Raw genomic sequence first — 18,673 nt, 5'->3', positions numbered from 1 at the left:
CAAAAGCGGCCACAAAGATGGAATCCAACCATGATCGCGGCTATCCATACTGATTGGCTACCAAGAGCCCAAACCTTGACGCAAGGTGGGCCTCAGCCAACAGAAAGGATCTATCCTGCAAGAATCAATGAAAAGGAAGCAATTAAATAGAAACCGATATAATTAAGGCATTGAATATATTCGTACAAACGAAAATTATTAGAACCTGAACCGGAAGCCACCTCCATAATTAATTGATTGAGAACCACCTACAGCCAACTGTGTTCGACCGTTCAGATAGATCATAAAGCGTTCATCAAAATGAACATCTAGTGCCAAGCCCAAGTCCCACCAAGAGGAAGGAGCAGGTGTTCCAGCAACAGTGAACGTAGGGCCAGGAGCATTGGCAAATTCTGCTGTTATTTCTCTTGACGTATCGCCCAAATCCAAACCATAGCCGACATCAATTCGCGACACTAAATCAACGTTCCCAATTTCAAAAGGGTGTTTAAAATCAAGCTTCAGCTCCAGGGGGATTGACGTATAGGATTGAGATGAATATTTCAAGCTATGGCTTGGCTCTAGAAGATCCAATGAGTTATCAAATCGATTGCTATCAGGTCGCCAACCTAGTGAACTAGCATCTGTTGATTCCTCATAAGCGCTCTGGCTATTAACCAAGTAGCCAATGCCTATGCTTGGCTTCAACAGCCCACCATTTTTATTGGTTTCTATATCATGACTCAATTGCAGCCGCCCCATAAGATTCCATGCATCTACCTTCGATGATTCCGTTGTAGAAATTGGCAGAGTCACATAGCGGTCAATATCCGTCTGTGATGATCCTGCTCCAAACTGTGCTGTCAAGAAGGTTTTCGAACCAAGTTTTTGTTTCACATAAGCGAGTCCATTCCAAAGATTTGCAGATCCCGATGCTGCCAAATTATATGTATTAGTCCAAATCTTTGAGAATTGGCCTGCGATTCCAACAGATGTATTTTCGCTCAGTAATGCATCTACACCCAGGCTGGAATTAAAAGAATTAAGCGCAATGTCACTTTGCTTAGAACTGCCTTGCCCAGGCGTACTGGACTGATAACTGCCAGTTTCAAACCACGCTCTCCATCTTGGGCATGGGGTGACTTGATCAGCCGATTCACCTACTTCGTCACCAGAGTAAGTCAAAACACTGCAAGAGTTATAGGAATCGAGATTGACATCGCTGATATTGCTTTGAACAGTATCCAAGAAATTTCTCGTAACCTGCAAAATAGACTGCGAAAAAGCTGTATTTTGCTCTCCAGACACTTGCCGGTAAGCCTCATTGAGCTCCGAGACTGTAGGCAACGAGTATGCATAAGCAGTAAACAGTCGCTGTTCAGCCGAAGTGCTACCGGCAAGCTGAATTTCATTAACCGCATCACCAACAGCCTTACTATTAGGATCTAAACCAGCAGGACTAAAATCAACATCATATTCAAATGCAAGGCTAGATCCAGGCTTGCTACCAGGAACCAATGCATAACTAGCAACGGCTGATTCTGGATAAACAAAATCAAGAGAATCGTATGGCAATCTGCCAGAATCAAGGATGTCATCACTCATAAAAGAGCCTGGTATTGCTTGCCCAGTCTTGGTCGGTACAAGAACAATGTTACCGCCTAGAGCGGAAGCAAATAGAAGATTCAAATGATCAGTATCGCCAGTCGGCACCTCAAGGTCAGCCAAATAATTGCCGCTCTCAGATTGAATATATTTAGCTGCAATAGTGACCTCTCCAAGACGATGAGCTCCGTTGGGGGAAAGAAGGCCTTCATTAATAAATGACGAGCGCCTGTCAAGGACTATTTGATTAGCCTCAATTCTGGCCCCTTCATGATTGATGACTTGCGTACGACCACCGGGAATGTTGATATCGCCTGCAATCAATGAATAGTTTTCGACCAAATCATTTCCTCTGACTCCTCGAATCGCAGGGTCTTGGCCCAAGGGGCCGCCAATAATCATACCTTTGTTAATGACCGTTTCAGTCTCATCTGTTGGAAGCTGAATAGCGGCTCCATCAGGGCCACCCTGAATCAAAGCACCTTCCAAGTTCTCAACATAGAGATTGCCATGACTTTGCTTTAGGTTGGTACTCTTGGTGATGCCAATACCACCCACACCAGAGGCCACAATCTGGCCTGAATTAGTAACTCTAACTTGACCAGCATATTCATCTCCATCAGATATATTCTGAATTTGCTGACTAATAGTTCCATCTGGATTCTGATAGACGAAGGCGCCATTCGTCGCTGTATTAGCAAAAACACCAATAGAATTCTGGCCTTTAGCAAAAATATCTCCAGAGTTTCTGATCGTAATATCACCTGATCGACCACTCGGCCGACTCTCTCCTTGAGGGAAAGCATCAATATTGGTAGCACCAAATACATAACCACCGCCTCCACTAATACTTTGCAGAACAACGGCATGAGCTCCAAGCCCAGTGGTTTCAATAGTTCCAAGATTTGTAAATTCTATATCTCCAGAGGGTGAGTCATTTCCATCAGCTAAAGACACTTGACCACTTTTGCTGCCAGAAATCCCTCCACCACCAGCTACAGACTGGAGCAGCACACCAAAACTATTCAAGCCTTTTGTTCGCAAGGAACCATCATTCACAAAAGTAATATCTCCAGATTCAGTAGATGCGGAAAGCGAGGCTGCCAGTCCATCAGAGACACCAAAATCAACCGAATCCGCGAGTTGTACATACCCGCCGCCGCCGCCAATGGTTTGCGCTACAAAAGCAGGAGAATGCTTACCTCTAGTCAAAATAATAGAGTTACTTATTGCAGAAATATTACTACCTTCAGCTGATGAATTGGCTTGCATTCTTGCACCCATATCCACGTCTTCTCCAACACTACCGATCCACCCACCACCGCCACCAATACTCTGCAAGATCACACCTGGCGATTCATCTCCAAGAGTAATAATAGGCAGATCATTGCTGCTATAAACAATTGATCCAGCATCTCCAATAACACTCTCTTGAAGAGTTCCGCCTAAAGAGGCTTGATTAAAAACTCGACCAGCGACACCGCCCCCAGCGCCAAGAGACTGCACCAATACACCAGGACTATTAGCCGCTCCAGTTTGAACAGAGAGAGGTAGCCGAAGGTTTAAATCACTACCACTCGAAGGCCCGGTTGTTAAGCCTCCCATCGACAAAATGCCAGCAGGCATATCACCTAGCCAGCCACCACCACCGCCAATCGACTGATGAATAACTCCTGGTGAAAACTTGCCTTGTGACTCAATCACTCCGGAGTAATTGAGCAGTTTAAGTTGTCCGCCATTCCCTTCTGTACCGTCAATACCACCGCCAAGCATGACGCTGGTGTCTATTGCTATTGCATCACCAGCAGATGCGACATGGCCACCACCACCGCCAACACTTTGCATTAAATAGGGTGGAGAGAATGCTCCAGTAGTTGAGATAATTCCATCAATATTGGCAAGTGTGACCTCTCCTCCGTCTCCCGAACCTCCACTGGCTCCAAGCTGAACATCTCCTGAAGCAGTTGAGAGCCTGCCACCTCCACCGCCAACTGACTGAGCGACAACGGCTATCGAATGATTCCCAGACGTGGTGATCACACCTTTAGTGTTTTTTACGCTGACGTTGCCAGCCGAACCTCTGGCCCCGCCACGTGCACCCATCCAAAGACGCTCAGTGCTTTGATCAGCTGTTCCACCACCAGCACCGATGCTTTGAGCTACTACGCCAATTGATCGGCGACCGCTAGTAGAAATGCGGCCATGATTAATCACTGAAACATCACCTCCTTCTCCAAAACCACCGATCTGACCAAGGCTCGCAACCTTCGCCGCTTGATTGGTATATCCACCTCCACCACCAACAGATTGAGCCAAAATGCCAGGAGAATTAAGGCCTTCAGTTGAGATCACACTATTCTTTGAGACCCTAACCTCTGAGATCTTGCTGATGCCAATTTGATTACCAGACCCGCCCAAACGAATCAAATCAGCAACTTTATTATTGCTACCAGAAATAAAACCACCACCGCCACCAATCGTGAGAGCCGCAATACCTGCAGAACTATCATCTATAGTTCTAATTTCTGCATCATTGTCAACAACCATTCCACCACTAGACAACACTCCTTCTCCATCCTGAGAGCCCAGATAAATTGAACCACCCGCATAAGAAGACAATCCACCACCACCGCCAACAGACTGAAGAATCATCCCCGCCGAATTCTTTCCTGCGGTTAAAATATCGGATTGATTATCAACTTTAACAAGGCCACTACGCAATAAACCACTTGCCTTTTCGACACCCATATTTAGATTTTCACCGATAACTCCGACCCAACCACCACCTCCACCAATGCTCTGAGCCACAATCCCTGGGCTGATATCACCCAAAGTTAAAATCTTATTGCCGATAGATTCAATATCAATAGACCCAGAAGAAAGGTTCGCCGTTTCACTTATCAACTGACTACCAAGAAATGCGTCACCTGAAACGATATTAACTCTTCCACCACCACCACCTATGGCCTGAACGAGGATACCAGGCGAGAAATCACCATGAGTAAAAATATTCCCAGTATTATTTAGCTCCAATGGGCGCGTATTTTGTGCCGAATTGGCGCTGATTGAACCAAGCCTTGCATCACCATTCAAACTATTAACACTTCCTCCTCCTCCACCAATCGATTGTTGAAAGACTGCTGGCGATGATGATCCCCATGAGCCAACAGCTCCTGAATTGGTCAGCGTACTTGCACCAGATGTACCCGAACTTCTAATACTACCGAGTTGACCTTGACCATATCCATCGCGTGCATCTCCACCTCCACCTCCCAAGTTACTCAATTGAATAGGAACAGAATTTGGTCCTATTGATGTAATTGAACCTAGGTTCAAAACCTCCACTTCCCCGCCATCAGAGCCGGCGACACCCATAGATCCAAGCCGTAAGTCTCCGCTATTAATACTGTCAGTAACACGGCCACCACCACCGCCAATGCTCTTGGCATAAATGCCGACTCCACCATCCGCTCTAGTGGTAATTCCCCCCTTATTAACAACCAGTATGTTGCCACCAGAGCCACCTGTTCCACCACTACTCCCAAGGGTTACATCGTCTTGAGTAACCGCAACATCTCCGCCGCCGCCGCCAAGAGACAACGCCAAGATGCCAACACCATTTTCACCAGCAGTTGTAATCGAAGCATCTTTTGAATTAGTGATGGCAATAGCTCCACCATCTCCACCATCTCCACCTCTTGCACCCAAGCTAATACTTACCGGCGAAGTGCTTGAAAGAGAACCACCTCCACCACCTAAAGATTGAGAGTAGATACCATAAGACGAATTCCCTGTGGCAATAATTCTTCCTGAATTATAAATATCAATAGCTTTTCCATCTCCTCCTGAACCTGCTGTTCCACCAAAGTTCAAAGACATTTGCGACTCCGTTTCAGGTCGTCCTGCCTGAAACGCGACACGGCCACCTCCTCCTCCGATACTTTGCACAAATATGGAATGCGACTGTTCACCTGATGTTGTGACAGTCGAATAATTATCAAGAGTGACAGGGCCACCATCTCCCCCGGCGCCGGCCGTTCCTCCTACTTGGATATGCCCCTGGAAACTTCCAAAAGACCTATCCTTCGCTAAAGACATGTTTGATGATCCACCTCCACCGCCAATACTTTGAGCCAATAAGCCAACAGAATTATTGCCAGTGGTCAGCAAAGATGTTTGGTTTTCAATCGACACCAATTCCCCTTGACCACCACCAGCACCAGCACCACCCAGTGCACCAGTAATCGTGGTATTGGCAAGACTTCTTCCAGTTTTAACTTGACTCGCCTGGCCACCGCCGCCGCCAATAGATTGAACAAGAACAGCATTTGATGCCGCACCTGAAGTCATGATCTTTCCAGGGCCAGTATTTATTTTTATTCTTCCTCCATCCCCACCAGAACCTCCCTGGCCACCAAGTGATGCGGCAAAACCAATTTCTGCTTTACCTAAAGATGAAGACACTGCACCTGCAGAGCCACCACCTCCTCCAATGCTTTGAGCTATCAATCCCGCGGAAACAGGCCCAGAAGTCTGAAGATCAAGCTGTTTAAGATCGACTACAACGCTTGCTCCATCACCGCCTCCACCTGATGAGCCGGTTTTTGAGAATCCTGCACCAAGGGAATAATCGCTGTCAGTCGCGGAGGCGACACTGTTGACAATAGAAGATTGGCCGCCGCCACCGCCAATGGACTGCAGCAAGATAGCAGGGCTGATGGCACCTTCCGTTCTCACCTTTAGGGGTTCAATTGAACTTGTTGTTAATACAATTTGGCCTGCATCAGCTCCTTCCCCTCCCTGAGCTCCTAAGGCAACAGACAAACCGAGGCTGAGTTCTGATTCACTAGCTTGACTCGAACTGATAACCCTGCCGGCAGAACCACCACCACCGCCAATCGATTGCAGCGTCAATCCAGAAGAGTGATTGCCGTAGGTGTTAACGCTCCCGCTGAGATCTGCTGTCACTGAATCCGCATTAGCACCTGTTCCGCCCTTGCCACCCACAGCCACAGACATGCCAAGTGAAATGTCACTCTCAGCCGATAGCGACTTCGCGGAGACATTCGATGTGACAACACCTCCTTGTCCCCCGCCACCGCCAATCGACTGCAGCAAAAGACCATGAGAAGCATCGCCAAGACTTGTGGCCTGGATCTCACTATTCAGGAGAACCTTGCCACCAGACCCCCCATCACCACCTGAGCCACCCAATGCAAAGGTCGCCGAAAGATTGCCAGACGTTGCACCACTCGTTGTTTGAGATCCGATACCACCACCACCGCCAATGCTCTGCAAAACCATGGTTGGTGCATTTCGGCCTGTCGTGAGGAGTTTGATTTGCGCTGCTTTTTTGTTGCTGCCCAATGAAACAGAGCCAGCCTGACCGCCGCCCCCGCCGCTACCACCTCGAGAAGCAGACGCTCCGAGGGTCAATTCAGCACTCGAATCTGTAGTCGTTGAGCTGGTTACAGCACCACCACGACCGCCTCCACCACCCAGGCTCTGCAGAGCCAGGCCAATTGAACTATCACCGCGCGTTAAAACATCCAAGCCTAAGGAGGTGTCGGAGGTGATGGTGCCTCCATTGCCACCATCACCTCCGCTGCCACCTAACGACATCGCTAATGAGGCAGACAGCTTTTTAGCAGCTGCTGCGGTTGATTCACTCGTTGAAACTCCGCCATAGCCACCGCCACCGCCAATGCTTTGAATCAAGAGTCCATCACTACCAATATTTTGGGTGACAATATTTCCACTGAAATCCAGTTGAATGTCTCCACCATTACCCCCACTTCCTCCTGCTCCTGCAGACGATCCAGCAATTCCAAGTTCCAGTGATGAGCTAGATGAACTACCTGTCTGCAAATTGGCAATGCTGGTTGAGCTACCAGCCAGCCCTCCTCCGCCTCCTATGGACTGAGCCAATAAAGAAGGAGACAAGAATCCAGACGTCGTGATATCTCCACGAGCCGATACCTGAATTAATTTTCCGGACCCACCAGCACCACCCGATGCACCAAAACTCATCACTGAACCCATCGAACCACCTTGTGCCTCGGATGAAGCGCTACCTGCTACACCACCACCACCGCCAATAGACTGAGCTACCAAACCAGGCGAACCAATCCCTTGGGTCGAGATCGTTATGGGGAGAGGATTAAGCATTTGTCCTATTTGAATCTCACCTGCATCAGCACCATCTCCAGCAGCTCCACCAAAACTTGATAACGAGCCAAGTGCATACTTAGCCTTACTTTCACTTTCCAATGATTCACTAGAGGATCCTCCTACACCACCTCCACCTCCAATACTTTGCGCTAACAACCCAAATGAATGATGGCCACGAGTAGCCAACTGCAACTTACCTCCCGAACCGGAAGCTGGCAGCACGGTAACTGAGCCTGCTTTATTACCAGAACCACCTACTCCACCAATAGAAATTGAAGTGGATCCTTGAAGCTTTGTACCCGTTTGAGTCTTAGTAGATGCAAACGAATCCACCTGTCCACCTGCTCCACCCCCACCTCCAATTGATTGAGCAACAAGAGCAGAAGATGAATAGCCAAAAGTTGTAATCTGACCAGAGCCATCAATAGATATATCCCCTCCCATGCCACCACCACCACCAAGCCCTGCCTTCTGAAACCCAAGTGTGATGGGACGACCAGAAAAAGAGCTTGTCTCAGAATAAGAGCTTGAAGTTCCACCAGTTCCGCCTCCACCCCCAATTGACTGAGCCATCAATCCATAAGCAAAATCACCTGCAGTAAGAATTCCTACATCGAGCTGTTTCGAAAAGAAAGAAAGATCTAGATCACCACCACTGCCACCTAAGCCACCTTCCCCACCAAGACTAACTCCCCCATCTATCACAGCACTACTACTAAGATTAATCGATCGATTAAAGGTTGAACTTGAACCACCAGAACCACCACCTCCTCCTATCGACTGAACCACAATAGAAGGAGAAAAATTCCCGAGAGTTGAGATGGCAAAGTGATTAGTTGAGAATAAGATATCTCCTCCATCTCCTCCTCTAGCACCTGAACCCCCGACAGAAACGCCTAAAGATGCATTCGCTTTTTCACCTACAGTTCCACTTAACTGTGTATTAACTGAATTACCACCAAATCCACCACCACCGCCAACAGACTGCGCAATAATTCCAGGGGAGAAATGCCCAAATATTCTTTCACCTGACTTGGAGCCAGTACTAATAGACCCATTATTCTTGACAACCAGTTCTCCACCATCTCCTCCTGAGCCTGCTTGACCACCAACATCAACTCCTGCAGAAATTGATCTCGCACCAATCGATCCCAAAAGTGAGATTGCATTACCGCCAGCTCCGCCGCCGCCGCCTATTGATTGAGCTGAGATTCCAGAAGCAAAGTTTCCTTTTGTATTGACCTGACTAGATACGTTATTAATTTCAACATTACCTCCATCTCCAGCATTAGCACCGGATCCACCAATCGAAGAGAATGCATTCAGACTGGTACGCCCAGTTCCACTAAGAGAGGCTGAATAGCTCGTTCCACCTTCTCCTCCGCCGCCGCCGATTGATTGAGCGAGCACGCCATGCGAAAAATGACCTGAGGCAAAATCGGCGAAAGCGAGGCCAGTATTGATAACGCCATTATTCTCAATGCTTATAGAACCTCCATCACCAGCTGCACCTCCAGAACCGCCAATTGAGTTGAGCATCGATAACGTTGAGCTACCTGAGATAGAAAAGGATCCACTTTTACTAACGCCTCCTTTTCCGCCCCCGCCACCAATACTCATAGCGGCTATTGCAGAAGCCTGATCTCCTAGAGTGACTATGGATAATTCCTTGCTTATATCTGATTGATTATCGATAAAAATATCTCCTCCATTACCGCCAGCCGCAGCAGATCCACCAATCGAGTTATCGTTATTAACAAACGAATTTGAACTCAAAGTAAAGCTTCCTGCAATTGCTGATCCTCCATATCCGCCGCCACCTCCAATCGACTGAGCCAATATTCCGGGAGACAACAAACCTGAAGCATCTGAAGCAGCAAGGTCTCCAGTCATCAAATCAGAGGAATTAACAATTGTGATACCTCCTGCACTCCCTCCTGCTCCCGCAGCTCCTCCAATTGAGGTCCCAGAAGAAATGCCCCGAGCACCAACTGAACCACTAATATCTAGTGAACTGCCACCAAATCCACCACCACCACCTATGCTTTGTGCATAAATAGTGGGTGAGAAACTGCCACGAGAAGATAACAAATCTGCTGTTGATTCTATCGTTACAGATCCACTATCACCTCCAGATCCTCCTTTCCCTCCAAGACTGCCAGAGCCATCAGCAGATAGAGATCCAGATAGAGATGCTGATGCTAAAAGATTACTGCCGCCCGAACCACCGCCGCCGCCTATAGACTGAGCAGATAGTCCAGGAGAATGAGTACCATTCGTAAATATATTTGAGCTGGATGTTAAAACGACATCAGAAGAAGTATTCCCCGAGCCTCCTAAACCACCTGAGGAATAGCTGCCATCCATAGACAAGTCGCCAGAAACTGGGATTGAAAGAGTAAAAGCACTACCCCCTAATCCACCACCACCTCCAATGCTTTGAGCAGATAAACCTGGAGAGAATGAACCCTGCGTATTAATTGATTCGCCATTGGATTCAAGGCTGACTGATGATCCAAATCCACCACCACCTCCAGAGCCACCTAATGCAACAGAAGCATTGGCAGCTACGCTATCAGCAGCAGCAGATGAGATGCTGTAGCTGGTGCCACCTGTTCCGCCTCCACCACCAATAGATTGAGCAAAAACTCCAGGGGAGAAAGAGCCCTTGGTTGATATTAATTTGACGTCTCCCAAGTGGATATCAACAACACCTCCATTTCCACCACTACCAGCACTGCCTCCAAGCGAAACATTGCCATTCAAGGCTCCTATACCAGCAAAACTAGCGCCTAGTCCTGTACTAGCTCCCCCATTGCCTCCTCCTCCTCCAATCGATTGAGCAAGAACTCCTGGAGAGAAAGAAATTGGTGTAGAGACTAAATCTTGGAAAGATAAGCCGCCAACATAGTTACCAGCTAGAGATAATGATAAGTCACCTCCATCTCCACCATCTCCGCCCTTTGCACCAACTCCTACAACACTACTAAGAGCAGCTATTGGATTAATTGAAATGCTGCCACTGGTGGCACTTCCACCAGTGCCACCTCCACCACCAATACTCTGAATATGGACAACAGGAGAATGAGAAGCATCTGTCGCGGAGATTGTATTAATCGAAGCATTAACATCCCCACCCGAGCCTGCGCCAGCACCTAAGCCTCCAACAGAGACAGAGAAGGATGCAAACGCAGATCCACTTGCAGCTATTGAACTTCCACCAGTTCCACCTCCGCCACCAATACTGCTTAAATAAATTGCTGGTGAAAACAAATCATTAGTAGAAAAAAGGCCTTGGATATCAATTGCCTGGGAATCATCACCAAGATCACCAGCATCTCCTCCGCTTCCTGCTTTACCGCCAACCGAAACAGAAGCGGCTCCTATTCCTGCGACACCTAAACTCATACTGGATCCACCTGTTCCACCTCCGCCTCCAATACTGTTGATGTTGATTCCTGGCGAAAACAACCCATCACTAAGAGCTTGCCCATCAAATTGAATTTGAACACTGCCACCTTCCCCTCCTTCTCCTCCAGCTCCACCAACAGAAACAGATGCTGCTGCTATGCCTCCGGCACTTAAGCTCATGCTGGATCCACCAGTTCCTCCTCCTCCTCCAATACTTTGGAAAGACAGCGCTGGTGACTGAAAGCCATCTGTTGCATAAGTTCCAAACATTTTTGAATTAATTAATCCAGAGTCACCTCCATTACCTCCTTGACCACCAACAGATATTGCTGAGGCAAGAGTTCCACCTGCGCTCATTGATGTTGAATCGCCTCCTTTCCCGCCACCGCCACCAATGCTCATGGCAGCAAAGGCAGGCGAAAATGAACGAGAAGTAGATGCTAATGAGCCAAAACGATAATCATTGCCAATGTATATTTGCCCTCCATCGCCACCGCTGCCGCCCTTGCCGCCTACGGCAACACTGGAACTGGATGTTGTACTAGCCGAAATAGAAAAAGCACTGCCGCCAGATCCACCTCCGCCACCAATACTTTGAAGCAATATCCCTGGCGAATGATTGGCTCGTGTTGAGATAGCAGCTTCAGAAGATGATTCTGATGAATTCAGGTAAACATCACCAGCATTACCTCCAGCGCCACCCTCTCCACCATCTGCGCCACCAACATGAAGGCTACTTACACTCCCCGAGTTCGCATTACCTCCATTACCTCCTCCTCCTCCGATCGATTGAATCTGCATCCCCGGCGAATACTGCTCGTAAGTCGTTATAGAGGCATTAGCAAGAATTGCTTTTGCCAATCCTCCATCGCCTCCTTCACCTCCATAGGAGCCAATAGCCAGAATCCCAGTATTCGTTCCAGCGCTGCCACCACCTCCGCCAATACTTTGAATAAGAACTCCAGGAGAATACGAGCCAATAGGCTTCGTTTTACTGCCAGTAATTATTGCCCCTCCTGTTAATTGAACGTTTGCCTCTTTTCCATCACCTCCACCTCCTGCCTGAGAGCCGACAGTATTTAAAGAGGTTTGATAGCCAACATTTCCTCCAGCACCACCAATACTCTGAGCCAGGATACCTGTTGAATAATCACCAAATGTTTTCACCTTACCTGAAGTCATTTCAACAAGTGCATTTCCTCCATCACCACCAGCTCCACCCGAATTGCCAGCTGCTTGATACAAAGATGTACTGCCAGGCACAGCACCACCTCCACCTCCAATGCTCTGCGCATTAATGCCAACAACAGAATTACCAGAGGTGATAATTGTGCCAGTGTTAATAACTGAGACGTTGCCAGAGACTCCACCAGTTCCACCTTCAGTTCCTCCATAAGTAATCAATGAAGTACCTCCTGATGCTTGACCTCCTTGACCACCTACGGACTGCATGAGGATCCCAGCACCTCCTAAAGCATCATCAGAAAGAATAGAGGCTTGAATGACACCATGATTCTCAACATTCACTGGGCCAGAAAATCCACCATCTCCGCCATTTGATCCTCCAGCTATCCATGATTTTTCCCCTGCATCACCACCTAAACCACCAGTACTTTGGGCAAAAAGACCAAGCACAGGATTTTTAGCCAACACCTTAATAACAGAGCCATTATCAGCAGTAAGGGAAACAGAAGAAGGATCTTCTCCCTTTAAGACTCCACCATTCCCACCATTTCCACTACCAGTCCCCGACCAAGTTGTATTTCCTCCTTTCCCTCCATTACCTGCAGCACCCGAAGCAATAGCACCTATAAAATATCCATTTAGATCAACAGCATATCCAAGATCAGCATCCCCTTGATTATTAATAAATACTCCAGCACTAAGTCGAACATCTACATTTCCTGGATTGCCACCATCAGCACCACTAACTCCACTATGAAAGCAGCCGCCGCCGCCGCCGCTGCCGCCTTCACCACCCGAAGATTGCGCTCCTGCTAAACCTGGGAATGAGTCGAGTTCTTGTAGCTGAAAATCAATATCTTGGCCATCTCCACCGGTTTCACCATGTGTTGCACTTTCAGTACAACTAGCGCCTTCGCCACCTTCACCATTGCCGCCAAAACTATAAATGAATGGATAAGTAACATTCCCCTGGTATGAGTAAGGACTTTGTGCATCACTAAAATTATTTTCCTCAACTGGATCTGCAAAAGCTGCTGAAGCCAATTGGTTAAAAATAAATACTGCAGAAAAAATCTGCAAAGGTAAGGTTGCTTTTTTGATTTGCCATTAGCAAGTCTCTTGAAAGCTAGTCAGAAGACCAATCAAGAGCAACCACCAACAGTCAACAACCACACTGGACATGAAAGATTGCTCAACTTTCTCGAGAAGAATTCACAACGCCTACCGAGCCTGACCACATTCAACGATTAATACGATGGCATTATCATGCAAAGATATATTTGCGGATAGGCCCGAGCGAATCAAGCCTCTGCCGTATCACGACATCTTTTACTCGTGATATTCATTTGCAGCATCGCGATTATTTGCCAATACAAAAACGCGAAAAGATTCGATCAAGCACAGCTTCTGTGATCTCCTCGCCAGTGATCTCACCCAAGCTGCTGATCGCTTGCCGCAGATCAATGGTCCAGAAATCCCAGGGCAACTGGTGCTCTGCTGCTTCCTGACTACGGCCCAAGGCCCCAGCAGCGGCGAGAGCCAAATCACGCTGACGTTGATTGAGAGCGACTACTAACCCCTGCGATTCGCTGGCCCCACAAGCCTTCAAAACAGCTTCAATCAAGGCCTCTTCTCCTTGCCCAGTGAGTGCGCTCAACATCACATCCGGGGTTTTGGCATCAACCTCATTGCTAAGCGAAGCAGCCATCAGCGAAGCAGCCATCGAGGCAGGCTGAAGATCAGCTTTATTACCCACAAGAAGCCTTGGCAGATCATCTGGGATCTGAGCGAGCAACGCCGCATCGTCGTGTGTCCATCCCAGGCTGAGATCAAACACCAACAACGCCACATCAGCTGCAGCGAGAGCCTGATGGCTACGATCTATCCCAAGTTGCTCCAACGCATCTTTGGTGGCGCGAATGCCTGCGGTGTCAACCAAGGTGATCGGCACACCCTCCAGCACAATCTCGCTCTCCAAGACATCCCTGGTCGTACCAGGAAGATCCGTCACGATCGCCCGCTCCCGGCGGCTGAGGCGATTCAACAGGGAGCTCTTGCCAACATTAGGGCGACCAACCAGAGCCACCTGTAGCCCCTGACGCAGCACATCACCACGCTTGGCATCTTCAACAAGCTGTTCGAGCTCTCGCCGCACGCACTGCAACTCAATTAACAACTCAGCACCATCAAGAGGGGGAAGATCCTCCTCAAAATCAACCCTAGCCTCCAGCTCACTGAGCTGATCCAACAACCTTTCCCGCAGGGAGGTGATGCGGCGCTGAATACCTCCATCGACTCCCGTCATCGCCAACTGGGCTGCTCGACGACTACGCGCCGCCACAAGTTCACTGATCGCTTCCGCCTGGGTGAGGTCAAGCCGGCCGTTGAGCACCGCCCGCTGGCTGAACTCACCAGGCAGTGCCCGACGCACATGCGGCTGAGCCAACACACGCTCAAGCACCCGCTGAACAGCCATCAATCCACCATGACAGTGGATCTCCACAACATCCTCGCCAGTGAAACTGCGTGGCCCCTTCATCAGCAACACAAGAACTTCATCGATCCGTTCCTGGCCGCACTCATCCATCACATGGCCATACAACACACGATGACTAACCCAAAGTTGTTTCCCCGGGATCGACACCACACTCCGCCCAACGACCTCAGCCGCAGGCCCAGAAAGCCGCACCACAGCAATACCCCCTTGGCCTGGTGCGACCGCCGTTGCCACTGCGGCAATCGTTTGTTGATGCGGGATAGGAGAAGACATCATCACTGGCACCTTCAGCCCTTCCTACGATCAACGCCACCCTGCAGCACCATTGCTTCGGTCTGGCCATGATCCAGCAAACCCTCCAGGGCATCAGCAGGCGACTGCGCCGCTGGCTTGTTTGGCTCTGGCAGCAAGAAGGAACGCCAGGGCAACGGGCGCGAGGGGTCGCAGCGGGAGTGTTCAGCGGCTGCTTCCCTTTCTTCGGGTTACAGACACTGCTGGGTGTCGCCTTAGCCAGTGTGGTGCGCGGCAACCATGTACTTGCAGCCATAGGCACCTGGATCAGTAACCCGATCACCTATTTGCCGCTCTATTGGTTCAACTATCAAGTTGGCTGTTACCTGATTGGCCAAGGCCAAAATGACTTTGACCTCACTCAACTCAATGACCAAGATCTTTGGGCTCAAGGCTGGGCCTTCAGCACTCGCCTTTTACTTGGATCAAGCTTAGTAGGAGCAAGCGCAGCTCTATTCACAAGCTGTGTTGTCTATGGATTGCTCAAAGGGCCAGCAAAAGCAAAATCACGACAGCGAGTTTTTCGCAGGCGAAGCCAAAGTAAACATGACTAAACCAAAATTAGCTTACCTAGGCTGAGATCTACTGAATGCCAATCCTCTTAGGAATCAAGCGAAAGGCCTGTATTGAATGTCAAAGATGATGGGGCTGTCGAGAGTTATCTCAATAGCTATAATTATAAAAGATTTAAATTTATCGCCATAAAATCACAACCTCAAGCTACAGTTAATGCAATCAAAGAGATTGATGGAGCGATCTCCTCCGACCATGAGTGGGTGAATTTCACGATCCTGAATATCAAGTACAGGAGCTAAGACAGCCTATGCCTCCACTACCCCCGCAACTGATACGTCGTGCACTTCTTCTCGACGTGGTGCTGGCGTTGGTCTTCCTCAGCCTCTCTTTATTTGCCGAAGAACAGGTCTGGCGTTTGATCTGGGGTTGCGGCGCCTTGCTCGCAGTGGTCGATGCCCTTGTAGCCAATCGATTCCTTGATGAAGAAGACCTAGACTGAGGAAAATAACTACAATTGTCTGCATTTAAGCTCTTCCCTTATAACATCTCTATTGAGATGAGTTTATTTTTCATCAATCTGGCCTTTAATACAAAAGTTACAAGAGTGTAAAAAATCAGTTCGATGACAACCTCAACTCCTGGACCAGTAAAAGGCAACAGCATTGATGCTAATTCGAGAATTAACGTGATTATGGCAATAGAACGTACAACAATATAGACACTAAAAAATATCAACCCCCAGGAGATAGGACTGGAAGGGGAAAGAGTCAATCCCTTAAACACTTGCATTAGTCGGGCAGAGATAAATTTGGTCAGAGAACTTAGGCCTTCTATTAGCTGCAGGTATTTTCTTTGCAGTCATTGCTTGATGTTCATCGTAGCAACCACTACCTTCTCTAAGGCTAGCGTTCTATCAACAGTGATGCAGTATTGAACTGATTGTATTCACCATCAGTCCAGCTGTATGCGACATCCGAATCCACCTGCTTCACCTTCATGCTCTTACGATCTGTCTTGAGAACCTGTCCCCTAGCCCTGAAATTTCCTTTTATTCCATCCTTATTGACCTGAACGTATATTGCTCCTACTTCAAAGCCTCTATCACTGCAGAATATTTCATCAAAACAAGTATGTACAGTAACTGCATAATCATCAGATACAAAGCCAGCCCCAGCAGCGTAAGTATTTGAACATCTCCAACTGCCACCAGTTATCAAACCTGACTTTGCACCAGAGGCTAAATTTTCATTCCATCCAATAGCCTCAAATGCTGCACAACCAGCTTCTGCCCTTACAACAAGTGTCAAGCCGGTACAGCAGGCCGTCACCACTGCTCCGAACATAGCCAGGGTCAAGACTTGAAATGTGTTCAGGTGTTGGGGCAAGAGCAGTATTGGCTAGCTATAGAGGCTCCAATGACTAAGATAAGCCAAACCTGTGGAAGAAGGTTACCGTTACCCAAATCAAGAAATATGGCAGGCATACCATAACCTCCCTCAATAGTTCGAAACTTTTAACCGGGCCAATCGTCTCTTTGTAAGCAGATAACACATTTGTATTGACTGCTGATCGGGCATAACAAAGCAATTGGTTTAAGAATGGTCGTTTTGAAAGTGATCAAATCACTTTGACACCTCAGCAGTGATAAATGATCACTGCTGAGGTGTCTCGCTTCACTCACGTTACTTAGTAGGTCATCAAGGATCGAATTGACTGAATAAAAGTAGCAAGCATCGTAGTAATACCAGAGCTTTCTGAGGTTGATATTAAAACGATACCTACTAGGCAAAAAGAATAATTTAACTCGTGATTGTGCGACGTTTGACTGCAAGAAAGCCACCAAATGCTATAGGGATAAGAGCTACCAGTGCTGCAATTGCCAGGATAGTAGGAAGTGAAAGATCTGACATCGTCTTAGTACAAGTGACAGAGCTATTTTACTCGGATGTCAAGGTCGCAGCAGGAAAACCGGTGCCATGTTGCATCAACAACATCTACGCCTCCTTCTCCACATTCTGTGAATGAATATATTCTCATAAATCATTCTATGGTCAAGTGAAGCAAATACTCACAGTTGTATTCTCTGCCATTTTATTAACCATATCTGCAGACGCTCAATCCACATCATCATCCTCTCGGCAAAATTGCTCACACACTGTTGCCGGTCAACCAACGATTCGTATACTTTGCCGGTGGATGTCAGACGCTGACACTGGCAACAGCAATTTGTGGACCACGAAAGCACTGGCGAGACCCACGAACTCAACGGACTCTCTCCAGAGTGGCGTGCTGATCCTAAGATCATCAACAAATACAAGCCAAGTGTCTGTCGACTGTGATTCAAGCTTTTATTATTTTAATTCTATCTATGGGGCCTGTTTCAATTTAGATATTTATAATGTTTACAATGGGAATTGCCTAAAGAAGGGCTAGCATCTAAAATGCAACGGTATTAAGTCTACCCCTAATGAATCGGAAGTCAACATGAGTAGCAGTGAGAAAGAGCTTGATCTGCGTATTGATCGTCTTCAGAAAGAATTAGCATTGGCCGAGCAAGAAAGAGATATTCTACGTGCGACTATGATGCAGAAAAAGATTCTCATGAGACTCCTTAAAGAGAATCCTTAGAAGCAGGGTTAAAGCCAAGTTGCAAATGGAGTTGTTTAGATTGGTCACATAGAAACCAGCTCTCATTTACATTGAGACTGACTAAAAAATTCATTTGGTCTGCATGGAGGCTAGGCAGTGAAATAGCCAAATATGAATCTAGGCCCCAATCAAGTAGGATCGACTTAATAGCAACAACATTATTTCACAGATCTCCGTCGACTTACTTTCAAGGTTAGGCATCAAATAAAGCTAACTCCAATCAGATTATTTTCATTAAAAGTAGCAACCAAATCGCACCTTCACCTCTACTTAGGGTGGGGCGCAAATCCTTGACGCTCTCGTTTTGCATTTATTCCTATTAAAGTAGATACCACAAAAGAGCAATCTCCTATGGCTGTCAAGTTCACC

Annotated in this window: 6 protein-coding genes; 3 read left to right on the top strand and 3 right to left on the bottom strand. The window is 47.7% G+C overall.

Annotated elements, in window-relative coordinates; translation table 11 throughout:
* Positions 1–198: 198 nt before the first annotated feature.
* Positions 199–13,395, bottom strand: coding sequence for an autotransporter outer membrane beta-barrel domain-containing protein (locus PMIT1303_RS10980; protein WP_156487014.1), 13,197 nt, complete (start codon positions 13,393–13,395; stop codon positions 199–201).
* A 316-nt stretch (positions 13,396–13,711) separates the two neighbouring features.
* Complete coding sequence (mnmE, locus tag PMIT1303_RS10975; protein WP_156487013.1) at positions 13,712–15,124, bottom strand: tRNA uridine-5-carboxymethylaminomethyl(34) synthesis GTPase MnmE; 1,413 nt, start codon at positions 15,122–15,124, stop codon at positions 13,712–13,714.
* Positions 15,125–15,189: 65 nt separating this feature from the next.
* On the opposite strand from mnmE, the gene PMIT1303_RS10970 reads away from it, so the two are divergent.
* Complete coding sequence (locus PMIT1303_RS10970; protein ID WP_063398730.1) at positions 15,190–15,693, top strand: DUF2062 domain-containing protein; 504 nt, start codon at positions 15,190–15,192, stop codon at positions 15,691–15,693.
* 269 nt (positions 15,694–15,962) lie between these two features.
* Positions 15,963–16,154, top strand: coding sequence for a hypothetical protein (locus PMIT1303_RS10960; RefSeq protein WP_063398728.1), 192 nt, complete (start codon positions 15,963–15,965; stop codon positions 16,152–16,154).
* Between the two features lie 403 nt (positions 16,155–16,557).
* On the opposite strand, the gene PMIT1303_RS10955 is transcribed toward PMIT1303_RS10960, so the two are convergent.
* Positions 16,558–16,962 (bottom strand): Paralytic/GBP/PSP peptide, encoded by a 405-nt coding sequence (locus PMIT1303_RS10955; RefSeq protein ID WP_231901471.1) that lies wholly within the window; start codon positions 16,960–16,962, stop codon positions 16,558–16,560.
* A gap of 1,177 nt (positions 16,963–18,139) precedes the next feature.
* Here PMIT1303_RS10955 and PMIT1303_RS14130 point away from each other — a divergent pair.
* On the top strand, positions 18,140–18,283 hold the full coding sequence (locus PMIT1303_RS14130) for a hypothetical protein (protein WP_193742104.1): 144 nt from the start codon (positions 18,140–18,142) through the stop codon (positions 18,281–18,283).
* The last annotated feature ends 390 nt before the right edge of the window (positions 18,284–18,673 follow it).

Source organism: Prochlorococcus sp. MIT 1303, from assembly GCF_001631965.1.
GTDB lineage: Bacteria > Cyanobacteriota > Cyanobacteriia > PCC-6307 > Cyanobiaceae > Prochlorococcus > Prochlorococcus marinus_D.
The sequence above is the reverse complement of the archived record's forward strand: the minus strand, read 5'-3'. Positions and strand labels throughout refer to the sequence as shown.